This is a genomic window from Bacillus sp. HNG (genome assembly GCF_003400205.1).
GTDB lineage: Bacteria > Bacillota > Bacilli > Bacillales > Bacillaceae_L > Ferdinandcohnia.
Window position 1 is genome coordinate 99,707 of record NZ_QUQV01000002.1, and the last position, 20,112, is coordinate 119,818.

Genomic DNA, 20,112 nt, shown 5'->3' on the forward strand with positions numbered 1-20,112 from the left:
CCTTAAAAGAAATCGTACATGTAGGCATCGCGGTTCGGAATCATTTTTTCAAAAGCTTCTATATCCTGGTCAGCTCCCTCAATCATTCCAGCCGCTAATAATTCAGTTGGACGCTTGTGACCAAAAAGTGCCACTGATAATGCATTGATAGACAACTTTAGTGCACCTTCTGTTGCATTCACAACACGAACCTCACCCTCTTTTACAAGGAATGTTTTTTCATTCCAAGATGCAAAAGGGTCAGAAATCTGAAGCCTCAATGTCTCGTTTCCAGCAAATTTATATTCTTTTAAAAATGACTCAACATCGACAATGCGAACCATAAAATATGGTAAAACCTCTCGTTTTACTGTTTTTTGTTTCTTCAATGCAAAAAACAATGGTTCTTTTTCATACGTAATCATTTCGAGTTCAGATATCATGGAGTCATGTTGACATATAAAATTCCACAAGCCACGACGTGCTTCAAAATCGATGGCAACAAACTCCTCAACAGTCATCTTGTTGTCCTTGGATTCATATAGGATATACCCAATTGGCTGTTCAGAGGCATCATAGTAAATCGCAATATGTAGGTCATCAACCACACTCTTCCACCATTCATCCTCACGAACTAGCATTCCAGAAAACTGTGACCCATATTGACGATATATCATCTTAAGTTCATCTAAATTCACATTTTCAAAGAGATACCGCTTCACCGAACCCTCTACTGGCTTAAGCATAACTAAATCAGATCGCTGGAAAACCGTTTTTAAGCGATTACTGAAAAGCTCCCACCCATATTTTCGATAAAAAGAAACATCAAATGGATGCAGCATCGACACGGTAAACCCTTGTTTCTTCATTGTGTCAAGCGCATATGTAAGTAATTCCTTTACATAGCCTCTCCTGCGGTATTCCGGATATGTCGCTACACCTGCAATTCCGCCCATTTTAAAAGACTGTTCTCCCACATATGTAGTAAGTGGAATGAGATGAAACTTTGCAGCTAACAATGTATTTTCATAGATTCCATATATTTGATGCTTTTTAAGCTTCTTGAAGATAGCTTCTTGCTGTTCTTCAGAGACTTTATACTGAAAGGCGTACTCCGATAAACGAACGGAATCCATAAATCGATCTTCTGTCATTCTCTCGATTGCCATAATTCTACAACTCCAATATATGTAATTATTCAAAAGTCTACTTATATTTACTCACAACTAACATCTGTTAGACTAAAAATATGTTTTGTTTCAAATACGACTGTTCCACCGTTATCCATACATGCTTCTGCTAGATTCATGTTTATTTTATGGTTATCCCTGATTTCTAGTATCCTCAAAACCCCAAAAGTTACTATTAGAAGACTGCCAATAATGGCAATGAGGAGATTTCTCCTACTTTTACTCATTCCATCACCCCTCCTTAAGGGTAACACAATTACCACATTTTTCAATTTCTCAGAAAAAATTTTACGCAGTTTTTGTAAAAAGTTTTTTGTGGATTTTTCATTTCATCCGATGTATGATAGTAACATTAACAATGGGGAGATGGTAAAAATGAGGAAGCAATTAGTCTTTGCCATCATTATGTTTGTAGCCATTATGTCTTTTTCAGCTACAATTGCACACTCCCATGCGTTTAAATCATCAGACATTCAAGAGAATACGGTAACGATTAGTGGAGTTTCGTATGATAATCTTACTTTTAATGATGATGGTAAACTAAAGATTTCTTGGGTGCTTTTTTCGATCACATCCATATTACTCGTCCTTCAAGGGATGTTAAAGAATATCGATGTGAACCAATCGATTCGAAAACTCACATGGATGACGCCCATTTTTTATCAATCGAATTATGTGGTGAAGGCCCTTTGATTTTTTAAACTTTAAAAATCAAGGAGGAGAAAAAATATGTGGTTTCGATTTATTATGATTGGATTATGTTCGTTAACGGTGACAAGCCTATTCATTTTCCAAGGAATTGAAATAACCCAGGCATTTAAAGACTTTTTTACAAATAAATAATGAAGAAAAACGAATGTAGAGCTAGGTTCTACATTCGTTTTTTATTTTTATTCTTGTGCCATTTTTACGGTAGTGCGATACAAAAGTTCAGTTCCAAGTGAGATATCCTCAAAAGTTGAAAATTCCTTTGGATTATGGCTGATTCCATCCTTACATCGAACAAAAATCATCCCGTAATCACATTCATAGGACATCGCTAGTGAATCATGAAAAGGACCACTCATGAGCTCCATTGGCTCCAATCCGATATTCTGCATCTCATTACGCATGATTTCTTTAATCCACTCCGCGCAATAACGAGGTTCACTATTCGTATCCTCGGTAATTTTACAAAGGAGTTGATGTTCCTCGGTAATTTCTTTAATTTTACTACGTAATTGGGCTTCAAGCCGGTGACGTCTATTTATGTCAATATCTCTCAAGTCCACCGTAAAGCTTACTTTTTCAGGGATGATGTTTCGTGAATCTGGGAAAACTCGCAAGCTTCCAACGGTACCAACAGTTGGAGCACCAGGTTCTTGGCTTGCGATTTCATTTAGAGCAACGATAATCTTAGCTGCACCAACAAGTGCATCCTTCCTCATCGGCATCGGAACGGATCCAGCATGCCCTGCAAAGCCCTCAAACTCAACAGTTAACCACAATGGACCTGAAATCCCACTTACAATTCCAATCGGTTTATTCATGCTTTCTAAAACGGGTCCTTGCTCAATATGCATCTCAAGGAATGCCCCAATACTTCCTTTTGGGTATTCTGATTCTTTAAATTTTGATGGATCACATCCAAACTCAATAAGAGCCTCTCTTCTGGTTACACCATCTTTATCCTTCCGTTCTAACTCCCCTTCTTCAAGCTGCCCTAGGATTCCCCTAACTCCAAATAACCCTTTATTAAAACGGCATCCCTCCTCGTCAGAAAAAGCAATGACCTCCATGGGTTGGTTTGGAACAATCTGATTTTCTTTCATCGTTTGAATAACCTCAATGGCACCTAATACACCTATCGCTCCGTCAAACCTTCCACCATAGGGCTGGGAATCAATATGAGACCCTAGCATTAAAATGGGTTCGTCTGGATTTTTCCCTTCCAATCGACCAATTAAGTTTCCAAAATGATCGATTCTAGCACTTAACCCCGCTTCCTCCATCCAACCTTTCACCGTTTCGACGGCTTGACGGTCTTCCTTAGAAAGTGTGAGGCGGCACACTCCTGTTTCACCAATTTTCCCTATTTTCGATAAAGCTGTTATTCTTTCTTCAAGCCGTTCCTTATTAATGGTTAGTGTTTGGACATTCATAGCATCAGCCTCCTATTTTTAAATAGTTACATACGGTAGATTATGTGCTTTGGCAACTCCTTCGTAAACGATCTTTCCTGCAATCACATTTAGACCCTTTTGTAAGGATCTATTTTCTGCGAAAGCCCGCTCATAGCCTTTATTCGCAATCTGTAGGATATAAGGAACTGTTACATTCGTGAGTGCCATTGTGGACGTTCTTGGGACAGCGCCAGGCATATTTCCAACTGCGTAATGAACGATTCCATGTTTCGTATATGTAGGATTTGCATGTGTTGTCACATGTGTTGCTGTTTCAAATATTCCTCCCTGATCAATAGCAACATCCACAATGACTGAGCCTTCCTCCATTAAGCGAACCATTTCAGTAGTCACTAGCTTTGGTGCTTTAGCACCTGGGATCAATACAGCACCAATCACAAGGTCTGATTCAGCTACCGCTTGGCCAATCGTATAAGGATTAGACATGAGGGTCGTAATCGAATTTCCAAAAATATCATCTAATTCTCGTAATCTTGTTGGACTGACATCCAAAATCGAAACTTGTGCACCAAGTCCTACTGCTATTTTTGCAGCGTTCATTCCAACGACCCCACCACCGATAATAGTTACTTTCCCTCGGCTTACTCCAGGAACGCCACCAAGAAGAACTCCTTTACCGCCTTTTGTTTTTTCAAGAAAGGAAGCACCGATTTGTGTAGCCATTCGACCCGCTACCTCACTCATTGGGGTAAGTAAAGGAAGACTTCGATCCTCTAATTGAACGGTTTCATAGGCAATGGCCACAACATTCTTTTGCATCAAGGCTTGTGTCAGTTCTCGATCAGCAGCCAGATGCAAATACGTAAATAAAATGAGTCCGTCATAAAAGTATGGATATTCCTCTTGAATTGGTTCTTTTACCTTTATTACCATATCGCAAGCCCATGCGTCAGCAGCCGATTGGACAATCGTTGCTCCAGCTTCCATATAGAGCTCATCGAAGAATCCAGAGTTCTTGCCCGCGCCTGTTTCGATAAAAACCGCGTGATTATGTTGAACCAGTTGTGAGACACCAGCAGGAGTCAGGGCTACACGATTTTCATTATTCTTTATTTCCTTAGGTACTCCAATCCTCATCCCCATCCACCTTTCTCATTCCATTTTCTTAGGACAAACACACCCGTAATCTATGAGAATAACAAATAGATTACGAGTGTTGGTTGCATTTCTCTTTACAAGTCCATTATTTCTTCTACCAAAGTTTGTTGGACAAATTCTAAGTCTTCCTCAGAAATCGCAAGTGGTGGAGCGAGGGTTAGCACATTATTATATCCTGCCACAGTGGCTCCATTTTTCCCGATAATAAGACCCTTTTGCAGACAGCCCGCTATGACTTTATTCACTTGATTAACTTCAAGAGGTTCTTTCGTTTGTTTGTCCTTGACTAATTCAAGTCCAATCAATAACCCTTTCCCTCTTATGTCACCCACATACGGATGGTCCGCTAAAGCTGCCGAAAGACCGTCTTTTAATCGAATCCCAAGATCTTGTGATCGCTCAAAGAGTTTTTCATTTTCCATAATTTCTAGATTTTTAAGGGCTAAGGCACAAGCCGCTGGGTTTCCACCGAATGTATTCACATGGCGGAAATAATCATATTCCTCTGAGCCTTTAAATACTTCATAAATTTCCTTTTTGACGGCCGTTGCAGATAATGGCAGATACGCACTTGTAATGCCCTTCGCCATTGTAATAATATCTGGTTTCACCCCGTAATTCATATAACCAAATGCTTTACCGGTACGACCGAACCCACATATGACCTCATCCACAATTAAAAGTGCACCATGTTTTTCACATACTTCCTTTACCCCCGCCATGTACTGGTCAGGTGGAACAATGACACCTCCACCAGTAATGATTGGTTCCATAATCACCCCTGCGATTGTTTCACTAAGCTCCCACGTCATCATACGATCAATATCTTTTACTGACTGTAGGTCCGATGCTTTTGCATCTGCTTTTTCTTCTGATCGATATAAATCAGGTGGTGCAACATGGAGAAAACCTGGTGCGAGTGGTTCATATTTATATTTACGCTGCGCTTGACCAGTTGCGGCAAGCGACCCCATTGAATTTCCATGGTAGGCCCGATAACGTGAGATAAATTTGTAACGGGAGTGCTCCCCTTTTTGTTGATGATATTGCCTTACTAATTTAAAAGCCGTTTCATTTGCTTCCGAACCACTATTGGAAAAGAAGATGACATACTCGTCTCCAAGCATTTCATTTAACTTTTCAGCAAGTTTTATCGCAGGTTCATGGCTATGTGTTAGTGGATAATAGGCCATTTCTTTAAGCTGTTCATGAGCAGCATCCGCAAGCTCTTTTCTTCCATACCCCACATTCACACACCAAAGCCCTGACATTCCATCGAGATACCGCTTCCCATTATGATCTGTTAACCATGACCCTTCTGCTTTCTGTATCACAAGAGTTGAATTCGGATTATATGGCTTCATCGAATGCCATACATAATCCTTATCCTTTGTTAACAGGTCTTCCCCGTGTGTAACCTTTGTCATACCGCCTTCCCTCCTTTTTTAATAGTCGAAACGGGACGTTATCATCTTTTTACGTGTATAGAAATTCACTCCATCCTTCCCATTTACATGGAGGTCACCGTAAAAGGAATCCTTCCAACCCGAGAATGGGAAAAACGCCATTGTTGCTGGTACACCAACATTGATACCAAGCATTCCTGCTTCTGCCTCTTCTCTAAACTGTCTGACTGCCCTTGCATCCTTTGTATAGATGGTGGCGCCATTTCCAAAACGTGACTTTCGAATATAGTCAAGACCTTCATCTAAATCCTTAGCACGTAACAGACTTAGAACAGGTGCAAAGATTTCCTCCTTAGCAATCGTCATATCTGGAGTCACATGGTCAAAAATAGTAGGTCCAAAAAAGTTTCCTTCTGGCATCTCATCCATTTCTTTTCTTCCATCCCTTATGAGTTCCGCACCTTCCTCAAGCCCTTTTTCCACGTAGCCCAGAACTTTATTCAAGTGTGACTCGCGAATAACGGGAGTTAGTAACACCTCATCATCCATTCCATTCCCTATTGTTAGTTGATCTGCAGCATCCTTTAACGCTGAAACAAATTTTTCACCGTCTCCCACAACGACAACTGCACTACAAGCCATACAACGTTGTCCTGCACTACCAAAAGTAGAGCTGATAATATTAGCTACCGCTTTTTCCATATCTGCATCTGGCATGACAATATGGTGGTTTTTCGCACCAGATAAGGCTTGAACTCGCTTGCCTTGCGCAGCTGCACGCTCATATACATATTTGGCAACAGGCTGTGAGCCAACAAATGATATGGCACTTACATTCGGATGATCTAGCAAACCATTTACAACATCGTGTGCCCCATGAACAACGTTTAACACTCCATTTGGTGCCCCCGCTTCCGTAAATAAGCGTGCAAGCTCATTCGCAAGCATAGGTGTCCGTTCAGATGGCTTTAATACAAACGTATTTCCACATGCAATGGCTAAAGGGAACATCCACATTGGAACCATCATTGGGAAGTTAAATGGGGTAATTCCGCCTACTACCCCCAATGGGTAGCGGAACATTTCAGAGTCAATATCCTCCGCAATGTTGGATAATGTCTCACCCATCATTAACGTAGGAGCACCTGCTGCAAATTCCACACACTCAATTCCTCGTAACACTTCACCATGTGCTTCCTTATATGCTTTACCGTTTTCTTGAACAACCAGTCTTGCCAACCTTTCATGGTTCTCAGAAAGTAAATAGTGATATTTGTATAAGATCCTTGCCCGTTTTGGAACCGGGGTATTTTTCCAGGTTTTGAATGCTTCTCTAGCAGCTTTTACAGCGAGTTCTACATCTTCCTTTGAAGAAAGCGGCACACGTACTAATGTTTCTTTTGTTGCAGGATTCGGCACCTCAAGTGTCTCTGTTCCAAGAGCATCTACCCATTCTCCATTTATATAGTTTTTTAGTACATCTGTTTCACGTTTAACTACAGTCATATTTTGCATTTCCTCCTTTTCGTAATCGAACGATTCCTAGCCCTTACCCTATGGGTTCATTATCCTTTAATTTGAAAGTGCTTTCATTAGACATTCTGTAAAATAACTGCTTGTAATTTTTCCACATTATGAATAATACCTTTGCACTAAAAAACCCACTCACAAAGTGGGCTAAAGAACTTCCTTTTTCTCTTTTAACTGCTTGGATGAAACTAAAAACTCGTACGATAAAATCATAAACTCAATAGCAAGTCGTTTTTCATGATTCATAAAGTCTGAGCCTAGTAGTTTTTCTAGCTTTTGAATACGGTGATATAGTGTTTGCCTCACAATAAATAAGCGCTTTGCTGTTTCTTGTTTAGAGCCGTTACATGATAAATAGGTTTTAAGTGTTTCCATTAGCTTTCCATTATATTTTTTATCATATGCGATGACTGGTTCTAAATATTCCAGAACCACCTCCTGTAAATCAATATGTCTGTGAAGCAATGAAATTAGTCGAAAAATATGTAAATCATCATAAAAATAACTCTGTGCTGGAACAGACATCCGGTTTTGAATTCGAATTGTTTCAAAAGCCGTTTGATAGCTTTTATGCACATCTGTTAACTCTTCTACAAATTTTCCAATACCAAGTACCGGTTGAAGCTTTGCTTTTACACGATGTATGTCAGAGCTTAAAAGCCTTTGGATACCCTCTTGAACTCTTTCTTTCCATGTCGTAGTTGTTCGCTCATTGAGCATAATTAAAACGATGTTGTTTCTTTTTTCAGCCACAAAAAGTGTAAAACCCCGCTGTTCAAAAATAGCCCGGCTAAACATTTTGAAATAGGTTAAATCACTTGTTGTGTACTCGCCAATTGCATCCAATTTACAAATACAAACAACGGCTCCTTTTGGTTTACTTGTTGAATTCAATGCTAAATATTCATTGATTGACTCTTGGCTTTGTTCACCTTCTAACCAATCATTGATCCATTCAGTTGCTTCTACTTTTTGCTTTTCCTCGACATAGAGGTTTCGAAGAAAAAGCTGAGCAAGAGCTGTTGCTGTTCGATCTAAAATCAGGTGATCAAATTCGGTTAATTCTCTGTCCTCAGTGATGATCGCCAATTCGGCATAGCGTTCACCTAATAAATGGATGGTGCTTTTCGCCACACAGGTAGAATCTTCAGACTGAGATTTTATACATTCTAATAGGTTCATACGTTTTTGTTCGGTAGCTTCTGGAATAAATAGAGATTCATTGTTATTAAAGAGGATGATTACTTGAACATGGAGGTAGCCTCTAATAAATTTTAGAATGTCAACATAATGATCGATTGTTAATAATCTTTTATTTAATGCTTGTGAGTAACTTTCAAGGTTTGAAATCACTTGGTATTGGCGATTAATAAGAAGTCCATGGATGTCTTGGGTAATTTCAACAAACGGGACTTCTTGTAAAAAAAGGATAATTGGAAAGTGGGACTTATTTGCAATATCAATAATTTCGGGTGGGATCGATGAGGTATATGTTCCTATTTCAATACAGATTCCTGCTGCCTGTGAATCAATTAACTGTTCAATGACTGAGATGAATTTTTCCTTATTATCCCTCCAAGCAACTCCTGTTGATAGAATTAATTCATTTCCATTTAAAAGATTCCTGATATTTGTTACTTCAACAACGTGGACCCATTTTACTTGTCGCCCGAGTCCTTCTTTACCAGCAATCACTTTACTGTTTTCAAAATGCCTTCGACTTAAAATATCTTCAACGGTAATAGATGATTTCAATCTACAGCTCCCCTATACTGAATTTTCAGACTACCTATAGTATATACGATATTGGTGAATAAAAGGGGGGTTTTTCCCAATAATTTTTACCAGCTAAAAAAGCCAGTCTCTTTTAAGTAAAGACACCGGCTTTGACATGTTGATCTTGATACAGACTCTTAAGCACCTTCCTGTTGTTGCTTGATAAGCATTACCGCAAAATATTTACGCCCTTCTGGTGTAATAATGTGTAAAGTCTCTTTTTGAACGTTATTCTCAAAATCTACGAATGCCCCACTTAGATTTTCGATGACACTCGTCATTTTATAGCCTTTTTGAAGTAAAAAATCTATTTTGTCTCTCTCTTGTAAAAAGATTTGGTATTCTGACATGTATGGACACTCCTTTGAATCATACTTTTATTGTGCAGTTGTTTTCTGATCTAACTCAACCTCATACATATTAACTTCTTCACCAGTTACGCCTCCAGGTAGAGCCCAATTTAATAGAACCCCTAAAATAGCTGCCAGAGCCATCCCATGAATTTCAAAGTTTGCTGTAAACTTCATGATAGCTCCACCAATCCCAACCACTAAAATGACGGATGAAATGATTAGGTTACGTTTATCGTCTAAATCTACTTTACTATCAACAAGCATCCGTAATCCAGAAGCAGCAATGATTCCAAATAATAATAGGGAAATTCCACCCATTACTGCAGTTGGAATCGAACTAATGAGTGCCGTAATTTTTCCGATAAACCCAAACAATATCGCAAACACTGCTGCACCGCCGATAACAAAAACGCTAAATACTCTCGTAATCGCTAATACACCAATATTTTCTCCGTACGTCGTATTTGGAGGACCACCCATTAAGGCTGCAAGCATGGTAGCAAGACCGTCTCCCATAATTGAGCGATGTAAACCAGGTCTCTGGATCAAATCTTTACTAACAACTTTACTTAATACCATTTGATGACCGATATGTTCAGATAATGTAACAATCGAAACGGGTACCATTAACGCAATAATACTTAATGTCACTGTGGGGGAATAATGGACAAAAGGAAAAAGAAAATCTGGCATTTCAAAAATTTTAGCAGACTTAACACCTGATAGATCTACCAATCCAACGATGGCACCAAATATATAACCGCCAACAATCCCAATCAAAACGGGAATTAAATTTAAAAAACCTCTTAGGAAGATGGAGCTTAAAATTACAATAAGCAGTGTAACTAGTGCAACCGAAAAGTGAAGTAGACTATATTCACCATTTGCGTCATTCATTGCCATACCGACTGCAGTTGGTGCAAGGCTAAGACCGATTACAATGATAACGGGTCCAACAACAACTGGTGGAAGTAATTTAACTAGCCATTTATGGCCCGTTCCTTTAATAATGAGAGCAACAATCCCGTATACAAGACCTGCTAAAAAACTACCAATCATTGCGGCACCTGGACCATCCGCTGCGGTTGCAGCTATGATTGGCGCGATAAATGCAAATGAGGAACCAACATAGGCAGGAACCTGCCCCTTTGTAATAATGAGAAAAGTCAACGTTCCAATTCCACTTGAAATAAGGGCTACACCTGGGGATAACCCAACAAGATACGGAACTAAGATTGTTGCTCCGAACATCGCAAACAAGTGCTGAATGCTTAATACTAAAAACTTCCCTGGAGGTGGTGTCTCATTTATCCCTAAAACAACCTTTTTTGAATCTACACCGCTCATTCCTCTTCCCCCTTTACTTTCGCTTTTTTCTATAATTACTTAACCAATACTGTGTTTACGTCTCTTTTGAGAAAACTAAATCTTTGAATCTACCGTCGTTTCTGATGCAATTACAACTTCCTCATTTTCTGAGATTTCCCAGTCACGCCCCACTGTGATACCTAAATACTTTTCATCATCAGGATCAACAATTTCTGCCTGGGTAAACTTTTTGAAATACCAATATTTTGCGAGTACATAATAAATAACCGCTCCCACACCAAATCCGACAAAGAATGAATATGCGGAGAAGAAATAAGATGCAGTACCTCCAATGATCCAAGCCATCATACCTGCCCAATTGACTCCATTAGAATATCTAAACTGTCCCTCACTCTCATAAAGCTCTGGAACGTTAACACGTCTCTTTCTAAGGATGTAATAATCAGTAAATAAAATTCCTACAATAGCTGATAGAACTCCCCCAATAATAAGTAGTGCTGGAATGATGACTCCAAATAATTTCCAAGGCTGTATGATAACCCCTATGATTCCGGCCGTAATAACGCCTGCCCAAAATGGATATTTTGGTCCTCCCACATTGGAAAAGATAGTTGCTGCAGGTATTACGTTAGCAGCAGTATTTGTTGACCATTGAGCAAGAACAATCATTAATAAAAGGATAACTAATACAATTCCACTAGCTGCTTCTTGTAAGGCAACAACAGGATCATAATTTAAGACTGCAACGTACGCCACCGCACCAATGATAATCATTAATAAATTGACAAGTGGCATAACGACAACATTGCCCGCAATTTGGGCTTTGTTTCGTTTAAACCAGTTTCTTTCATACCGTGGAGCTTTAAAGAATCTGGATAACGATGGCATATCAGCAGCAAGTGTTGCCCAAAAGCCCATGTTTGCCATAACAACCACCATAAATGCAGTTATTGCAGCAGTTCCATTAACTGGACTTTCAACCCATGTCCAAATATCTCTGCCTTGGTCAGCCGCTTTTCCAGATAGGGAAATAAACATCCAAAACGAGATAAGTAAAATGATAGGGGCAGCTAAATCTGCAAATCTCTCAATGGCTTTCATTCCAAGAGCTGTGTTAACTAACTGAAAGGCAGCAAACAATAAAAAACAGATAAACCAGTTATCAAATCCCACGAGAGTTTTTAAAATTGCATTCATGGCGGTTGCACCAAAATAGGTATTAATTCCAAACCAACAAGAGGCTGTTACACCACGCACTACTGATGGTATATGAGTTCCAATCGTACCGAAAGGAGCTCTCATATAGACTGGAAAGGAAAGCCCATGCTCTACTCCAATATCACCGATAAACGTCATAAAAACACCTATTAACACTGAGCCTATGATGGTAGCAACAATCACCCATCCAAGAGGTAAATGTCTAACCCCGTCTCCCCCGATCGCAAAAGCCGCTAGTAAAATTGCCATACCAACCCAAATCAAGGAGAAACCAAGCGCACTTATCTTTCTAGCCCCATGGCCTATAGGAAACAAGTCTGGAGATTTCAGATAACTACTGTTTTTTTTCATGACAACACCCTTTCTGGATTTTATTTTGAATATTCTGAATTATAAAACCGGAACTCACCTCATTTCCTTTTCTTAAATGAAGGAAGGAGCATCAACTCCCTCCTTTCACTAACATTACACTGTGGCTGTTTTATCCTTTGCCATTTCAAAATTCTCACCGTATTTTGCACGTTTAATGAATTGACCTGCACCTAGTTTTCCAACAAATTGTTTATCACGAACAACAAATTCCCCTCTAGATAAAACAGATACGGGTTCGCCGGTAAACTTCATCCCTTCAAAGGCGCTGTAATCAACTGCCATATGGTGAGTTTCAGCAGATATGGTACGCTCGATATTTGGATCAAAAATCACAATATCGGCATCCGCTCCAACCGCGATTGTACCCTTCTTTGGATACAGTCCAAATAATTTCGCAACTCTAGTAGATGTTAAGTCTACAAACTGATTTAAGGTAATTCTTCCTTTTTTGACACCTTCTGAGAATAGAACCGTTAATCGCTCTTCAATCATTGGTCCCCCATTAGGAATTTTCGAGAAATCACCTAAACCAAGCTCCTTTTGACCTTTAAAATCAAACGAACACTGATCTGAACCAAATGTCTGAAGCTGCCCTGTTCTTAGTGCATTCCACAGTACATCTTGATTCCATTTTTCACGTAATGGTGGTGACCAGACATACTTAGCCCCTTCAAAATTGGGCTTTTCCAGATACGATTGATCGAGAACTAAATATTGTGGACATGTTTCTCCCCACACATCAAAGCCTTTTTCTCTTGCTTCAGTAATGGCTTTAACAGCGTCTGCACATGTAACATGAACGACGTAAAGCTGAGAATTCGCAAGTCCTGCGAAGGTTGCAGCTCTTTCTGTTGCCTCTCCTTCTATCTCTTGAGGTCTTGTTAATGCATGATAGATTGGATCTGTCTTTCCTTCACTCAGAGACTTTTTCACAAGATAGTCGATGACATCTCCATTTTCAGCGTGAACCATGACGAGGGCACCTAATTCTTTAGCAGCAAGTAGTGTTTTAAATAAGGTTTCGTCATCCGCCTGAAGGACATTTTTATAGGCCATAAATACTTTGAAGGATGTGATCCCTTCATTTTCAATCACGGATGGAAGTTCATTTAATACTGCATCATTTACTTCTCCAATTGAAAGGTGAAAGCCATAATCAATAACTGCTTTGCCCTTTGATTTCCCGTGCCATGTATCAATCGCATCTTTTAAAGGTTCACCTTTATTGGATAAACAAAAATCAATAATTGTCGTTGTTCCTCCAAAGGCAGCGGCAATTGTTCCGGTTTCAAAATCATCTTTTGTGACTGTACCTCCGAAAGGCATTTCTAGATGGGTATGAGGATCGATTCCACCTGGAAATATATAGCACCCATTTGCATCAATTACTTCACCACCTTCAGTCGAAAGATTCATCCCGATTTGGCTGATTACGCCATTCTCCACAAGAATTTCTGCTTGATACGTATCTGTTGCTGTTACAATGGTTCCATTTCTAATTATCTTCTTCATCATAACCCTCCCCTAGAAATTACTTTACTGAGTCTACTTTACAACTTACCGCACCAATAGCAGCCTGGCGCTCATTCCATGTCATTGGAGGTAACCCACTTGGGACTTCAACCATCTCAATCGCTCCATCAACCGGACATACGATTGAACATAGGTTACAGCCAACACAGTCTTCCTCTCTAACCTTTAGGATGTTGTAGCCATTTCCATCCTTAAGCATATCAATACATTGATGTGACGTATCTTCACATGCAATATGACATTTATTACAATTTATACAAATATCGTTATTGATACGGGCTACTATTTTATAGTTAAGATCAAGGTCACCCCAATCAGAATACTTTGGAACCGTCTTTCCAACAATATCCATAACCGAAGCAATCCCTTTTTGATCGAGATAATTATCCAACCCTTCGATCATGTCTTCCACAATTCTAAAGCCATGATGCATTGCTGCCGTACACACTTGAACTCCAGAGGCACCCATCAGCATATATTCGACCGCATCCTGCCAGGTTGAAATTCCACCAATCCCAGAAATCGGGATATTGATATGTGGACTTCTAGCACATTCAGCGACCATATTGAGGGCAATCGGCTTTACAGCAGGACCACAATATCCGCCATGCGCACCCTTACCTCCGACATGTGGAATCGTGTTCCATGTATCTAAATCAACTCCTGCTAAACTATTAATGGTGTTGATCATGCTAATCGCATCAGCACCACCACGAGTAGCAGCCTCCGCAGTAGCTGTGATATCCGTAATATTTGGCGTTAGCTTAACAATGACGGGCGTTTGCGCTACCTCTTTTACCCAATAGGTTTGTTGCTCTACAAGTGAAGGTACCTGGCCAGATGCCGACCCCATTCCTCTTTCAGCCATGCCATGTGGACAGCCAAAGTTGAGTTCTAAACCATCTACGCCCACTTCTTCCACTCTTTTTACAATTTCGTGCCACTTTTCTTGTTTTGGTTCAACCATCAATGAAGCAATAATCGTATGATTCGGAAATAGCTTCTTTGTTTCTTTGATCTCTTTTAAGTTAACCTCAATAGGTCGATCTGAAATTAACTCAATATTGTTAAAGCCCGCCACTCTTTGCCCATTGAAGCTTACTGCTCCAAATCGTGAGGTAACATTCAAAATCGGGTCACCTAATGTCTTCCATACCGCTCCGCCCCATCCAGCATCAAATGCACGTTGGACTTGATAACCGGAATTTGTTGGAGGAGCAGATGCTAACCAAAACGGATTAGGGGATTCGATCCCTGCTAGATTAATTCGTAAATCTGCCATCGATAAACCTCCTTTTGCCTTATCAATTATTACGCGATCTCAGATACTGCACCAAACATTGCCTTATGAATTGCATATGCCGCATCCTTGCCTTGCTGTGCAGCAGAAACAACCATTGCTTCTCCTTGACCCTTACCAAAAATCACATCCCCACAAGCAAATACTTTTTTATTAGATGTTTGAAGAGTCTCTTGATTAATTTTTACAACTCCTCCATCATGCTCAAGATCAAACTGTTCAATAAGTTCTATATATCTTGTTTGCCCAATTGCCTTAATAACCACATCAACCTCTAGAATGAACTCAGACCCCTCAACTGGTATAGGACGTCTTCTGCCATCTTCTCCTGGCTCACCGAGCTCCATTTTGATGCACTCAATTGCTTTAACGCGTCCTTGTTCATCCCCGATGATTTTCTTAGGCGCTGTTAACCATCGAAATTCAACACCATCTTGTTTGGCAAATTCATATTCAAAATCATAGGCCGTCATTTCTTCAATCGTTCTTCTATAGAGGATTTTTACGTTTTCTGCCCCTAACCTGACTGAGCATGTCGCACCATCAATCGCTGTATTCCCAGCACCTACAACAACAACCCTACTGCCTAGAAATCGATCTGATATTGGCTTTGTTTTTGTTTCTTTTACAAACTCAATCGCATCATATACCCCTTCTAATTCTTCACCAACGATGCCAAGGGAAGGTACCTTTGACATTCCAATTGCTAGAATGACAGCATCGAAGTTTTCAAGGATCTCATCTACAGAAATATCCCCACCAACTCTAGTATTTGTGCGTATTTTCACATCTAAGCTTTCTACTTGCTTAACCTCCCAGTATGAAATTCCCTGTGGAAGTCTAAACGAAACGATACCATATGTGTTCAAACCGCCAGCCTTCTCTTCTGCTTCAAAAATGGTAACATCATAGCCAAGTAATCCGAGTTCTCTGGCAGCTGAAAGTCCTGCAGGACCACCCCCGACAATGGCAACTGATTTCCCATTTTTCTTACCCGGATCAAATAGTATCTGTTCATTTCGGATTGCCCAATCTGTAGCGTATCTTTGTAAATCACCAATCATGATTGGTTTGGTGGAATGATTTAAGACACAAGCCCCCTCACAAAGCTCCTCTGTAGGGCAAACACGGGCACAGCTTGCACCGATAGGGTTAGATGTCATAATTGTTTTTGCTGATCCTTTTAGATTTCCAGAAGCGATTTTTTTAATAAAGGTAGGGATGTCTATTCCAGTAGGGCATGCAGTTATACAGGGGGCATCATAGCAATAAAGGCAGCGATTGGATTCTTCAATAGCTTCACGGTTCGTTAGTGCAGGGTTCACTTCATTAAAATTCATTTTTAAATCCTGATACGAAATTCTTACGTTTGAATGACTCATAGATTTACCTCCTTTTTATAGTGAAAATTGCAAATGACAGAGGCACTTTTTTGCAATTTTAAAAGCTTACAAACAGTAAGCGTTTTCATATTTTTCTAACATTCATGATGAAAACATAAACATTGTCCTAAAAATATGAACTTTGTGTCTATTTTACTTTCTTCTAGGTATGATTGCATTATACAGAGTGTTAAAAGATATAAGCTGTTTTCCACTCATAATGTAAAAAAAGAGCGATAGTTTTGAATCACACTCATAGTGATTTTCAAAACTACGCTCTTTTTTTAGATTCCAATTTCTATTTCGAGGAACTACTTTACAATCGCTTCCTTATAGATCAACTTATTTACTGTCAAACTATACGTATCAAAAAATTCACTCTTAAACGATTCCCACTCACCTAGGGAATCATAATATTTTGCCATTGTATTTTTCGTGCCAACCTTTTTTCCTCTAACTGTAAATTCTTTTGATGGGTAGTAATGGACCTCTCCATTTTTTTTCAGTTTTAATGGAATGATAACAGAAAAATCAATGCCCATCTTTTTATCGCGTACCACCATCTTCTTGGTAACATTATTCTCCGTTCTTTTGATTACCTGTGTTAAACATAGAGCTCGCTCATTTTCAAAAGCAAATCGGTTAGAACCCTTACTTTTTACATTAATCATTTATCCGACCTCCTCAGGTAGTAACTACTCTAATCATAACACATTAAAAATATAAAGCGAATTCATGAGGGAAAATCCCAGCTTGACAAAATGAAAAAAGGATGAAATCCAGTTGATTTCATCCTTTGAATAAATAATCCGTTACTTTAAAATTTAGTTTTTACCATTACCATTGCCGTTGCCATTGTTTCCATGGCCGTTGCTGTTTCCTTTGTTCCCTTGGCCATTGCCATTGTTTTTACCTGCATTTTGATTTTGGTGATTTTGCTTTTGTTCTTTAGCCTGTTGTTGTTTCTCAGCTTTTTTCGCTTGTGCTTGTTGTTGCTTCTCTTGTGCTTTTTGCTGAGCTTGTTCACGCTTTTCATTTACTTTTTCTTGTTTCTTTTCACCTACAGGAGCAGGAGCGGCTACAACAGGTTGAACTTCTGTTTCAGTTGTTTCTGTTTCTTCGACTACTGGTCCTGTCGCTACTTCCTCAACTACTTCTTCTTGCTCTACAACTGGTTCTTCAGTTGTTTCTTCAATCGCTTTTTCTTCTTGTTTAGCTGCAAATTTTGCTGCTTTTTTCTCTAGTTTTGCAAGTTTTTTATCTAATTTTGCAAATGATTTTTGAATATTTTTCATTAATGCTTGTTGAGCAGTTGGATTTTTAACGTGTGCTAAAGCAGCAGATAATGCATCAATGTTATTTGCAAGCTTTACTTCTACTTCTGTTTCCACAGAACCCTCAACTACAGTTTCTTCTACATCATCTTCTGCCACTACTTCTTCAGCATCAGATGTTTCTTCTTCAACTGCATCTTCTTCTTTTACTTCTGTTTCTTCAGTTGCAGGCTCTTCAGACTCTGTTAAACTTTCAGTTGCAGCTTCTTGAGTTTCGATTGCTTTTTGAAGAAGTTCTTCAGCTTCTTCTGTTTTACCTTCAGCAAATAAAGCATTTGCTTCCGCGATGCGCTCAGCCGCAAATTCAGCTAATAGTTTTGCTTCCTTATAATCATCAACAGTTACTGCAAGACGTACTTTTTCGATCATAAGTTTTACAAAATAAAAGAAATCTCCAGGTACTAAAGAAGGTGCTTTTTCAGCTTGAACTTCCTCTTCAGTTGTCTCTTCTTCTACAACTTCTTCATCTTCTGTTGCCTCTTCTTCAGAAGCTTCTTCCTCAATTACCTCTTCGTCTTCAACTACTTCTTCTGTAGCTTCTTCACCTTCAGTTACTTCTTCAGTTGCCTCTACGTTTTCTTCGACTACTTCATCCTCAGCTACGACATCTTCAGCCGTACCGTAATTAACCGGGATTTCTTCGACAACTGTTTCTTGTGTTCCGTCTTCGTTAGCAAATGCAGCAGGTGTTGCTAATGAAAGAATAAGTGCTGATGCTACTGTACCGCTAATGATAGACTTCTTGAACTTGCGCTTTGTCATGTATTAGTTCCCCCTATATTTGAATTACGATAAAAGCATTCGACGAAAGCTGACAAGTATATGTCCGTCTTTTACTAGAAAAATAATATATGATTCGTAAGTCTAATGAAATGCAAAAAAATTACCAAAAAACCTAGTGCTAATGGCACTAGGTCGTAGTCGTTTTATCATTAATTTGTTGGGGCTTTTGTTATTTTTTCAGCGATAAGTTCTTCGATTAATCTTGTGGCTTCTTCCACATTTTTCACATGTAAGACTGTGCTGCGTTCTTCAGGTATTTGTTCAGCCGTATAGTGGTATCTCGGATCATAGTAGTATTCCAATAATAACTTCACAGCCGAATTATAATCCCCGGTTTCAAGATCTTTTTCAATCTGTGCTGCAATCGGTGTATGAATCCTTCTTTTAATTCGTTGGAAGGCAGACATACATTCATTCGGAAATTCCCACGGCCGATAATCTTCTAAAATGTTTAAAACCCGCTCTTCCATTGGTAGGTCAACAAAAATATGGTACCCTTGTTCTTTAATGTTCAGTAAAAAGTCAGGTAATGTTGCTCTACCGACTCGCTTGCTTTCAGCCTCCAATAGGACATATGGAGAATTTTTTAGTTCAAGTGCACGCTCCACAAACATTAGGTCAAACACTTTTTGATTATGTGGCTTTTTCCCAATCATCCCAAACACGGATCCGCGGTGGTTGGCCATCCCTTCTAAATCCATGACCGGATAGCCCTTTTCCTGAAGCTCTGTTAAAATTTTTGTTTTTCCCGAACCTGTATATCCATTTATCACTAAAGCCTTAGGCTTAAAATCGTTCTCAAGCTCTTCTAAGTTTTCCACAACCCACGTCCGAAACCCACGAATTCCTCCAATCAGTCGTTTTGCTTTGATTCCCATTAAATCAATGAGTGTTGCGGATGTCTTACTACGCATTCCTCCGCGCCAGCAATAAACAACCTTCTCTTCCTCAGGGAGTTTTGCAAACTCCTTGATAAAGGTCGGAAGCTTGGCAGATACGATTTCAAGTCCTTTTTCCTTTGCCGCATCAGGACTTACTTGTTTATAGATCGTTCCAATTTCAGCCCGTTCTTCATCTGTAAATATCGGAATATTTACACTGCCAGGGATATTGGATTCAGCAAATTCAGAAGGTGAGCGCACATCAACAATGGCAAGTGGCTTTTCCTTCTGCAACTTCCGTAATTCTTCAACTGATATATCTTGAAACATTGATTTTCTTCCCTTCAAACATATCTATCTACACTATGTCCACATTTTACACTCTCTATTATAAAACAGAAAAACTTCATCCGCTTAAAAAATGCAATTACAACAATTTTTAGAAATGATAGAATTGGTATAATA

At 39.3% G+C, this 20,112-nt stretch carries 17 protein-coding genes; 1 reads left to right on the top strand and 16 read right to left on the bottom strand.

Going from position 1 to position 20,112, the window contains the following annotated elements:
- Nucleotides 1-2: 2 nt before the first annotated feature.
- Nucleotides 3-1,148 carry a GNAT family N-acetyltransferase gene (locus DZB84_RS03885; protein ID WP_116350955.1) on the bottom strand — a complete coding sequence of 382 codons (1,146 nt, stop codon included), beginning with the start codon at nucleotides 1,146-1,148 and terminating at the stop codon, nucleotides 3-5.
- 47 nt (nucleotides 1,149-1,195) lie between these two features.
- Nucleotides 1,196-1,396, bottom strand: a complete 201-nt coding sequence (locus tag DZB84_RS03890) for a hypothetical protein (protein WP_116350956.1) — start codon at nucleotides 1,394-1,396, stop codon at nucleotides 1,196-1,198.
- A gap of 148 nt (nucleotides 1,397-1,544) precedes the next feature.
- Between DZB84_RS03890 and DZB84_RS03895 the strand changes: the two genes are divergently transcribed.
- Nucleotides 1,545-1,862, top strand: a complete 318-nt coding sequence (locus tag DZB84_RS03895) for a hypothetical protein (protein ID WP_116350957.1) — start codon at nucleotides 1,545-1,547, stop codon at nucleotides 1,860-1,862.
- Nucleotides 1,863-2,059: 197 nt separating this feature from the next.
- Here DZB84_RS03895 and DZB84_RS03900 read toward each other — a convergent pair whose 3' ends face one another.
- The 14 genes from DZB84_RS03900 to mnmH all read right to left on the bottom strand — a co-directional run bounded on the left by DZB84_RS03900 (nucleotide 2,060) and on the right by mnmH (nucleotide 19,977).
- The gene (locus tag DZB84_RS03900; RefSeq protein ID WP_116350958.1) at nucleotides 2,060-3,310 is read right to left on the bottom strand and encodes a M20 family metallo-hydrolase; all 1,251 of its coding nucleotides are present in this window, start codon (nucleotides 3,308-3,310) and stop codon (nucleotides 2,060-2,062) included.
- Nucleotides 3,311-3,328: 18 nt separating this feature from the next.
- Nucleotides 3,329-4,429: an alanine dehydrogenase gene (gene ald / locus DZB84_RS03905; RefSeq protein ID WP_116350959.1), complete on the bottom strand. Its 1,101-nt coding sequence runs from the start codon at nucleotides 4,427-4,429 to the stop codon at nucleotides 3,329-3,331.
- 95 nt (nucleotides 4,430-4,524) lie between these two features.
- Complete coding sequence (locus DZB84_RS03910) at nucleotides 4,525-5,877, bottom strand: aspartate aminotransferase family protein (protein WP_116350960.1); 1,353 nt, start codon at nucleotides 5,875-5,877, stop codon at nucleotides 4,525-4,527.
- An 18-nt stretch (nucleotides 5,878-5,895) separates the two neighbouring features.
- Nucleotides 5,896-7,362 (bottom strand): CoA-acylating methylmalonate-semialdehyde dehydrogenase, encoded by a 1,467-nt coding sequence (locus DZB84_RS03915; RefSeq protein WP_116350961.1) that lies wholly within the window; start codon nucleotides 7,360-7,362, stop codon nucleotides 5,896-5,898.
- Between the two features lie 171 nt (nucleotides 7,363-7,533).
- Nucleotides 7,534-9,141 carry a PucR family transcriptional regulator gene (locus DZB84_RS03920; RefSeq protein WP_116350962.1) on the bottom strand — a complete coding sequence of 536 codons (1,608 nt, stop codon included), beginning with the start codon at nucleotides 9,139-9,141 and terminating at the stop codon, nucleotides 7,534-7,536.
- A 158-nt stretch (nucleotides 9,142-9,299) separates the two neighbouring features.
- Nucleotides 9,300-9,512, bottom strand: a complete 213-nt coding sequence (locus DZB84_RS03925; RefSeq protein WP_116350963.1) for a hypothetical protein — start codon at nucleotides 9,510-9,512, stop codon at nucleotides 9,300-9,302.
- 27 nt (nucleotides 9,513-9,539) lie between these two features.
- On the bottom strand, nucleotides 9,540-10,862 hold the full coding sequence (locus DZB84_RS03930) for a solute carrier family 23 protein (RefSeq protein ID WP_116350964.1): 1,323 nt from the start codon (nucleotides 10,860-10,862) through the stop codon (nucleotides 9,540-9,542).
- Between the two features lie 75 nt (nucleotides 10,863-10,937).
- Nucleotides 10,938-12,413 (bottom strand): NCS1 family transporter, encoded by a 1,476-nt coding sequence (locus DZB84_RS03935; RefSeq protein WP_116350965.1) that lies wholly within the window; start codon nucleotides 12,411-12,413, stop codon nucleotides 10,938-10,940.
- 114 nt (nucleotides 12,414-12,527) lie between these two features.
- A complete protein-coding gene (hydA, locus tag DZB84_RS03940; RefSeq protein WP_116350966.1) occupies nucleotides 12,528-13,946 on the bottom strand; it encodes a dihydropyrimidinase in 1,419 nt (472 codons plus the stop codon).
- Nucleotides 13,947-13,965: 19 nt separating this feature from the next.
- Entirely contained in the window at nucleotides 13,966-15,249 is a 1,284-nt protein-coding gene (gene preA / locus DZB84_RS03945) for an NAD-dependent dihydropyrimidine dehydrogenase subunit PreA (protein ID WP_116350967.1), read from the bottom strand.
- Between the two features lie 29 nt (nucleotides 15,250-15,278).
- On the bottom strand, nucleotides 15,279-16,649 hold the full coding sequence (locus DZB84_RS03950; protein WP_116350968.1) for an NAD(P)-dependent oxidoreductase: 1,371 nt from the start codon (nucleotides 16,647-16,649) through the stop codon (nucleotides 15,279-15,281).
- A 311-nt stretch (nucleotides 16,650-16,960) separates the two neighbouring features.
- Nucleotides 16,961-17,320 (bottom strand): hypothetical protein, encoded by a 360-nt coding sequence (locus DZB84_RS03955; RefSeq protein ID WP_116350969.1) that lies wholly within the window; start codon nucleotides 17,318-17,320, stop codon nucleotides 16,961-16,963.
- A gap of 153 nt (nucleotides 17,321-17,473) precedes the next feature.
- Complete coding sequence (locus DZB84_RS03960) at nucleotides 17,474-18,745, bottom strand: DUF5667 domain-containing protein (RefSeq protein WP_116350970.1); 1,272 nt, start codon at nucleotides 18,743-18,745, stop codon at nucleotides 17,474-17,476.
- A 170-nt stretch (nucleotides 18,746-18,915) separates the two neighbouring features.
- Nucleotides 18,916-19,977, bottom strand: coding sequence for a tRNA 2-selenouridine(34) synthase MnmH (gene mnmH, locus DZB84_RS03965; RefSeq protein ID WP_116350971.1), 1,062 nt, complete (start codon nucleotides 19,975-19,977; stop codon nucleotides 18,916-18,918).
- Nucleotides 19,978-20,112 lie beyond the last annotated feature (135 nt).

Coding starts and splice junctions, on each gene's coding strand:
- DZB84_RS03885 (WP_116350955.1), bottom strand. CDS start 1,148: ATGGCAATCGAGAGAATGACAGAAGATCGATTTATGGATTCCGTTCGT.
- DZB84_RS03890 (WP_116350956.1), bottom strand. CDS start 1,396: ATGAGTAAAAGTAGGAGAAATCTCCTCATTGCCATTATTGGCAGTCTT.
- DZB84_RS03895 (WP_116350957.1), top strand. CDS start 1,545: ATGAGGAAGCAATTAGTCTTTGCCATCATTATGTTTGTAGCCATTATG.
- DZB84_RS03900 (WP_116350958.1), bottom strand. CDS start 3,310: ATGAATGTCCAAACACTAACCATTAATAAGGAACGGCTTGAAGAAAGA.
- ald (WP_116350959.1), bottom strand. CDS start 4,429: ATGAGGATTGGAGTACCTAAGGAAATAAAGAATAATGAAAATCGTGTA.
- DZB84_RS03910 (WP_116350960.1), bottom strand. CDS start 5,877: ATGACAAAGGTTACACACGGGGAAGACCTGTTAACAAAGGATAAGGAT.
- DZB84_RS03915 (WP_116350961.1), bottom strand. CDS start 7,362: ATGACTGTAGTTAAACGTGAAACAGATGTACTAAAAAACTATATAAAT.
- DZB84_RS03925 (WP_116350963.1), bottom strand. CDS start 9,512: ATGTCAGAATACCAAATCTTTTTACAAGAGAGAGACAAAATAGATTTT.
- DZB84_RS03930 (WP_116350964.1), bottom strand. CDS start 10,862: ATGAGCGGTGTAGATTCAAAAAAGGTTGTTTTAGGGATAAATGAGACA.
- DZB84_RS03935 (WP_116350965.1), bottom strand. CDS start 12,413: ATGAAAAAAAACAGTAGTTATCTGAAATCTCCAGACTTGTTTCCTATA.
- hydA (WP_116350966.1), bottom strand. CDS start 13,946: ATGAAGAAGATAATTAGAAATGGAACCATTGTAACAGCAACAGATACG.
- preA (WP_116350967.1), bottom strand. CDS start 15,249: ATGGCAGATTTACGAATTAATCTAGCAGGGATCGAATCCCCTAATCCG.
- DZB84_RS03950 (WP_116350968.1), bottom strand. CDS start 16,649: ATGAGTCATTCAAACGTAAGAATTTCGTATCAGGATTTAAAAATGAAT.
- DZB84_RS03955 (WP_116350969.1), bottom strand. CDS start 17,320: ATGATTAATGTAAAAAGTAAGGGTTCTAACCGATTTGCTTTTGAAAAT.
- DZB84_RS03960 (WP_116350970.1), bottom strand. CDS start 18,745: ATGACAAAGCGCAAGTTCAAGAAGTCTATCATTAGCGGTACAGTAGCA.
- mnmH (WP_116350971.1), bottom strand. CDS start 19,977: ATGTTTCAAGATATATCAGTTGAAGAATTACGGAAGTTGCAGAAGGAA.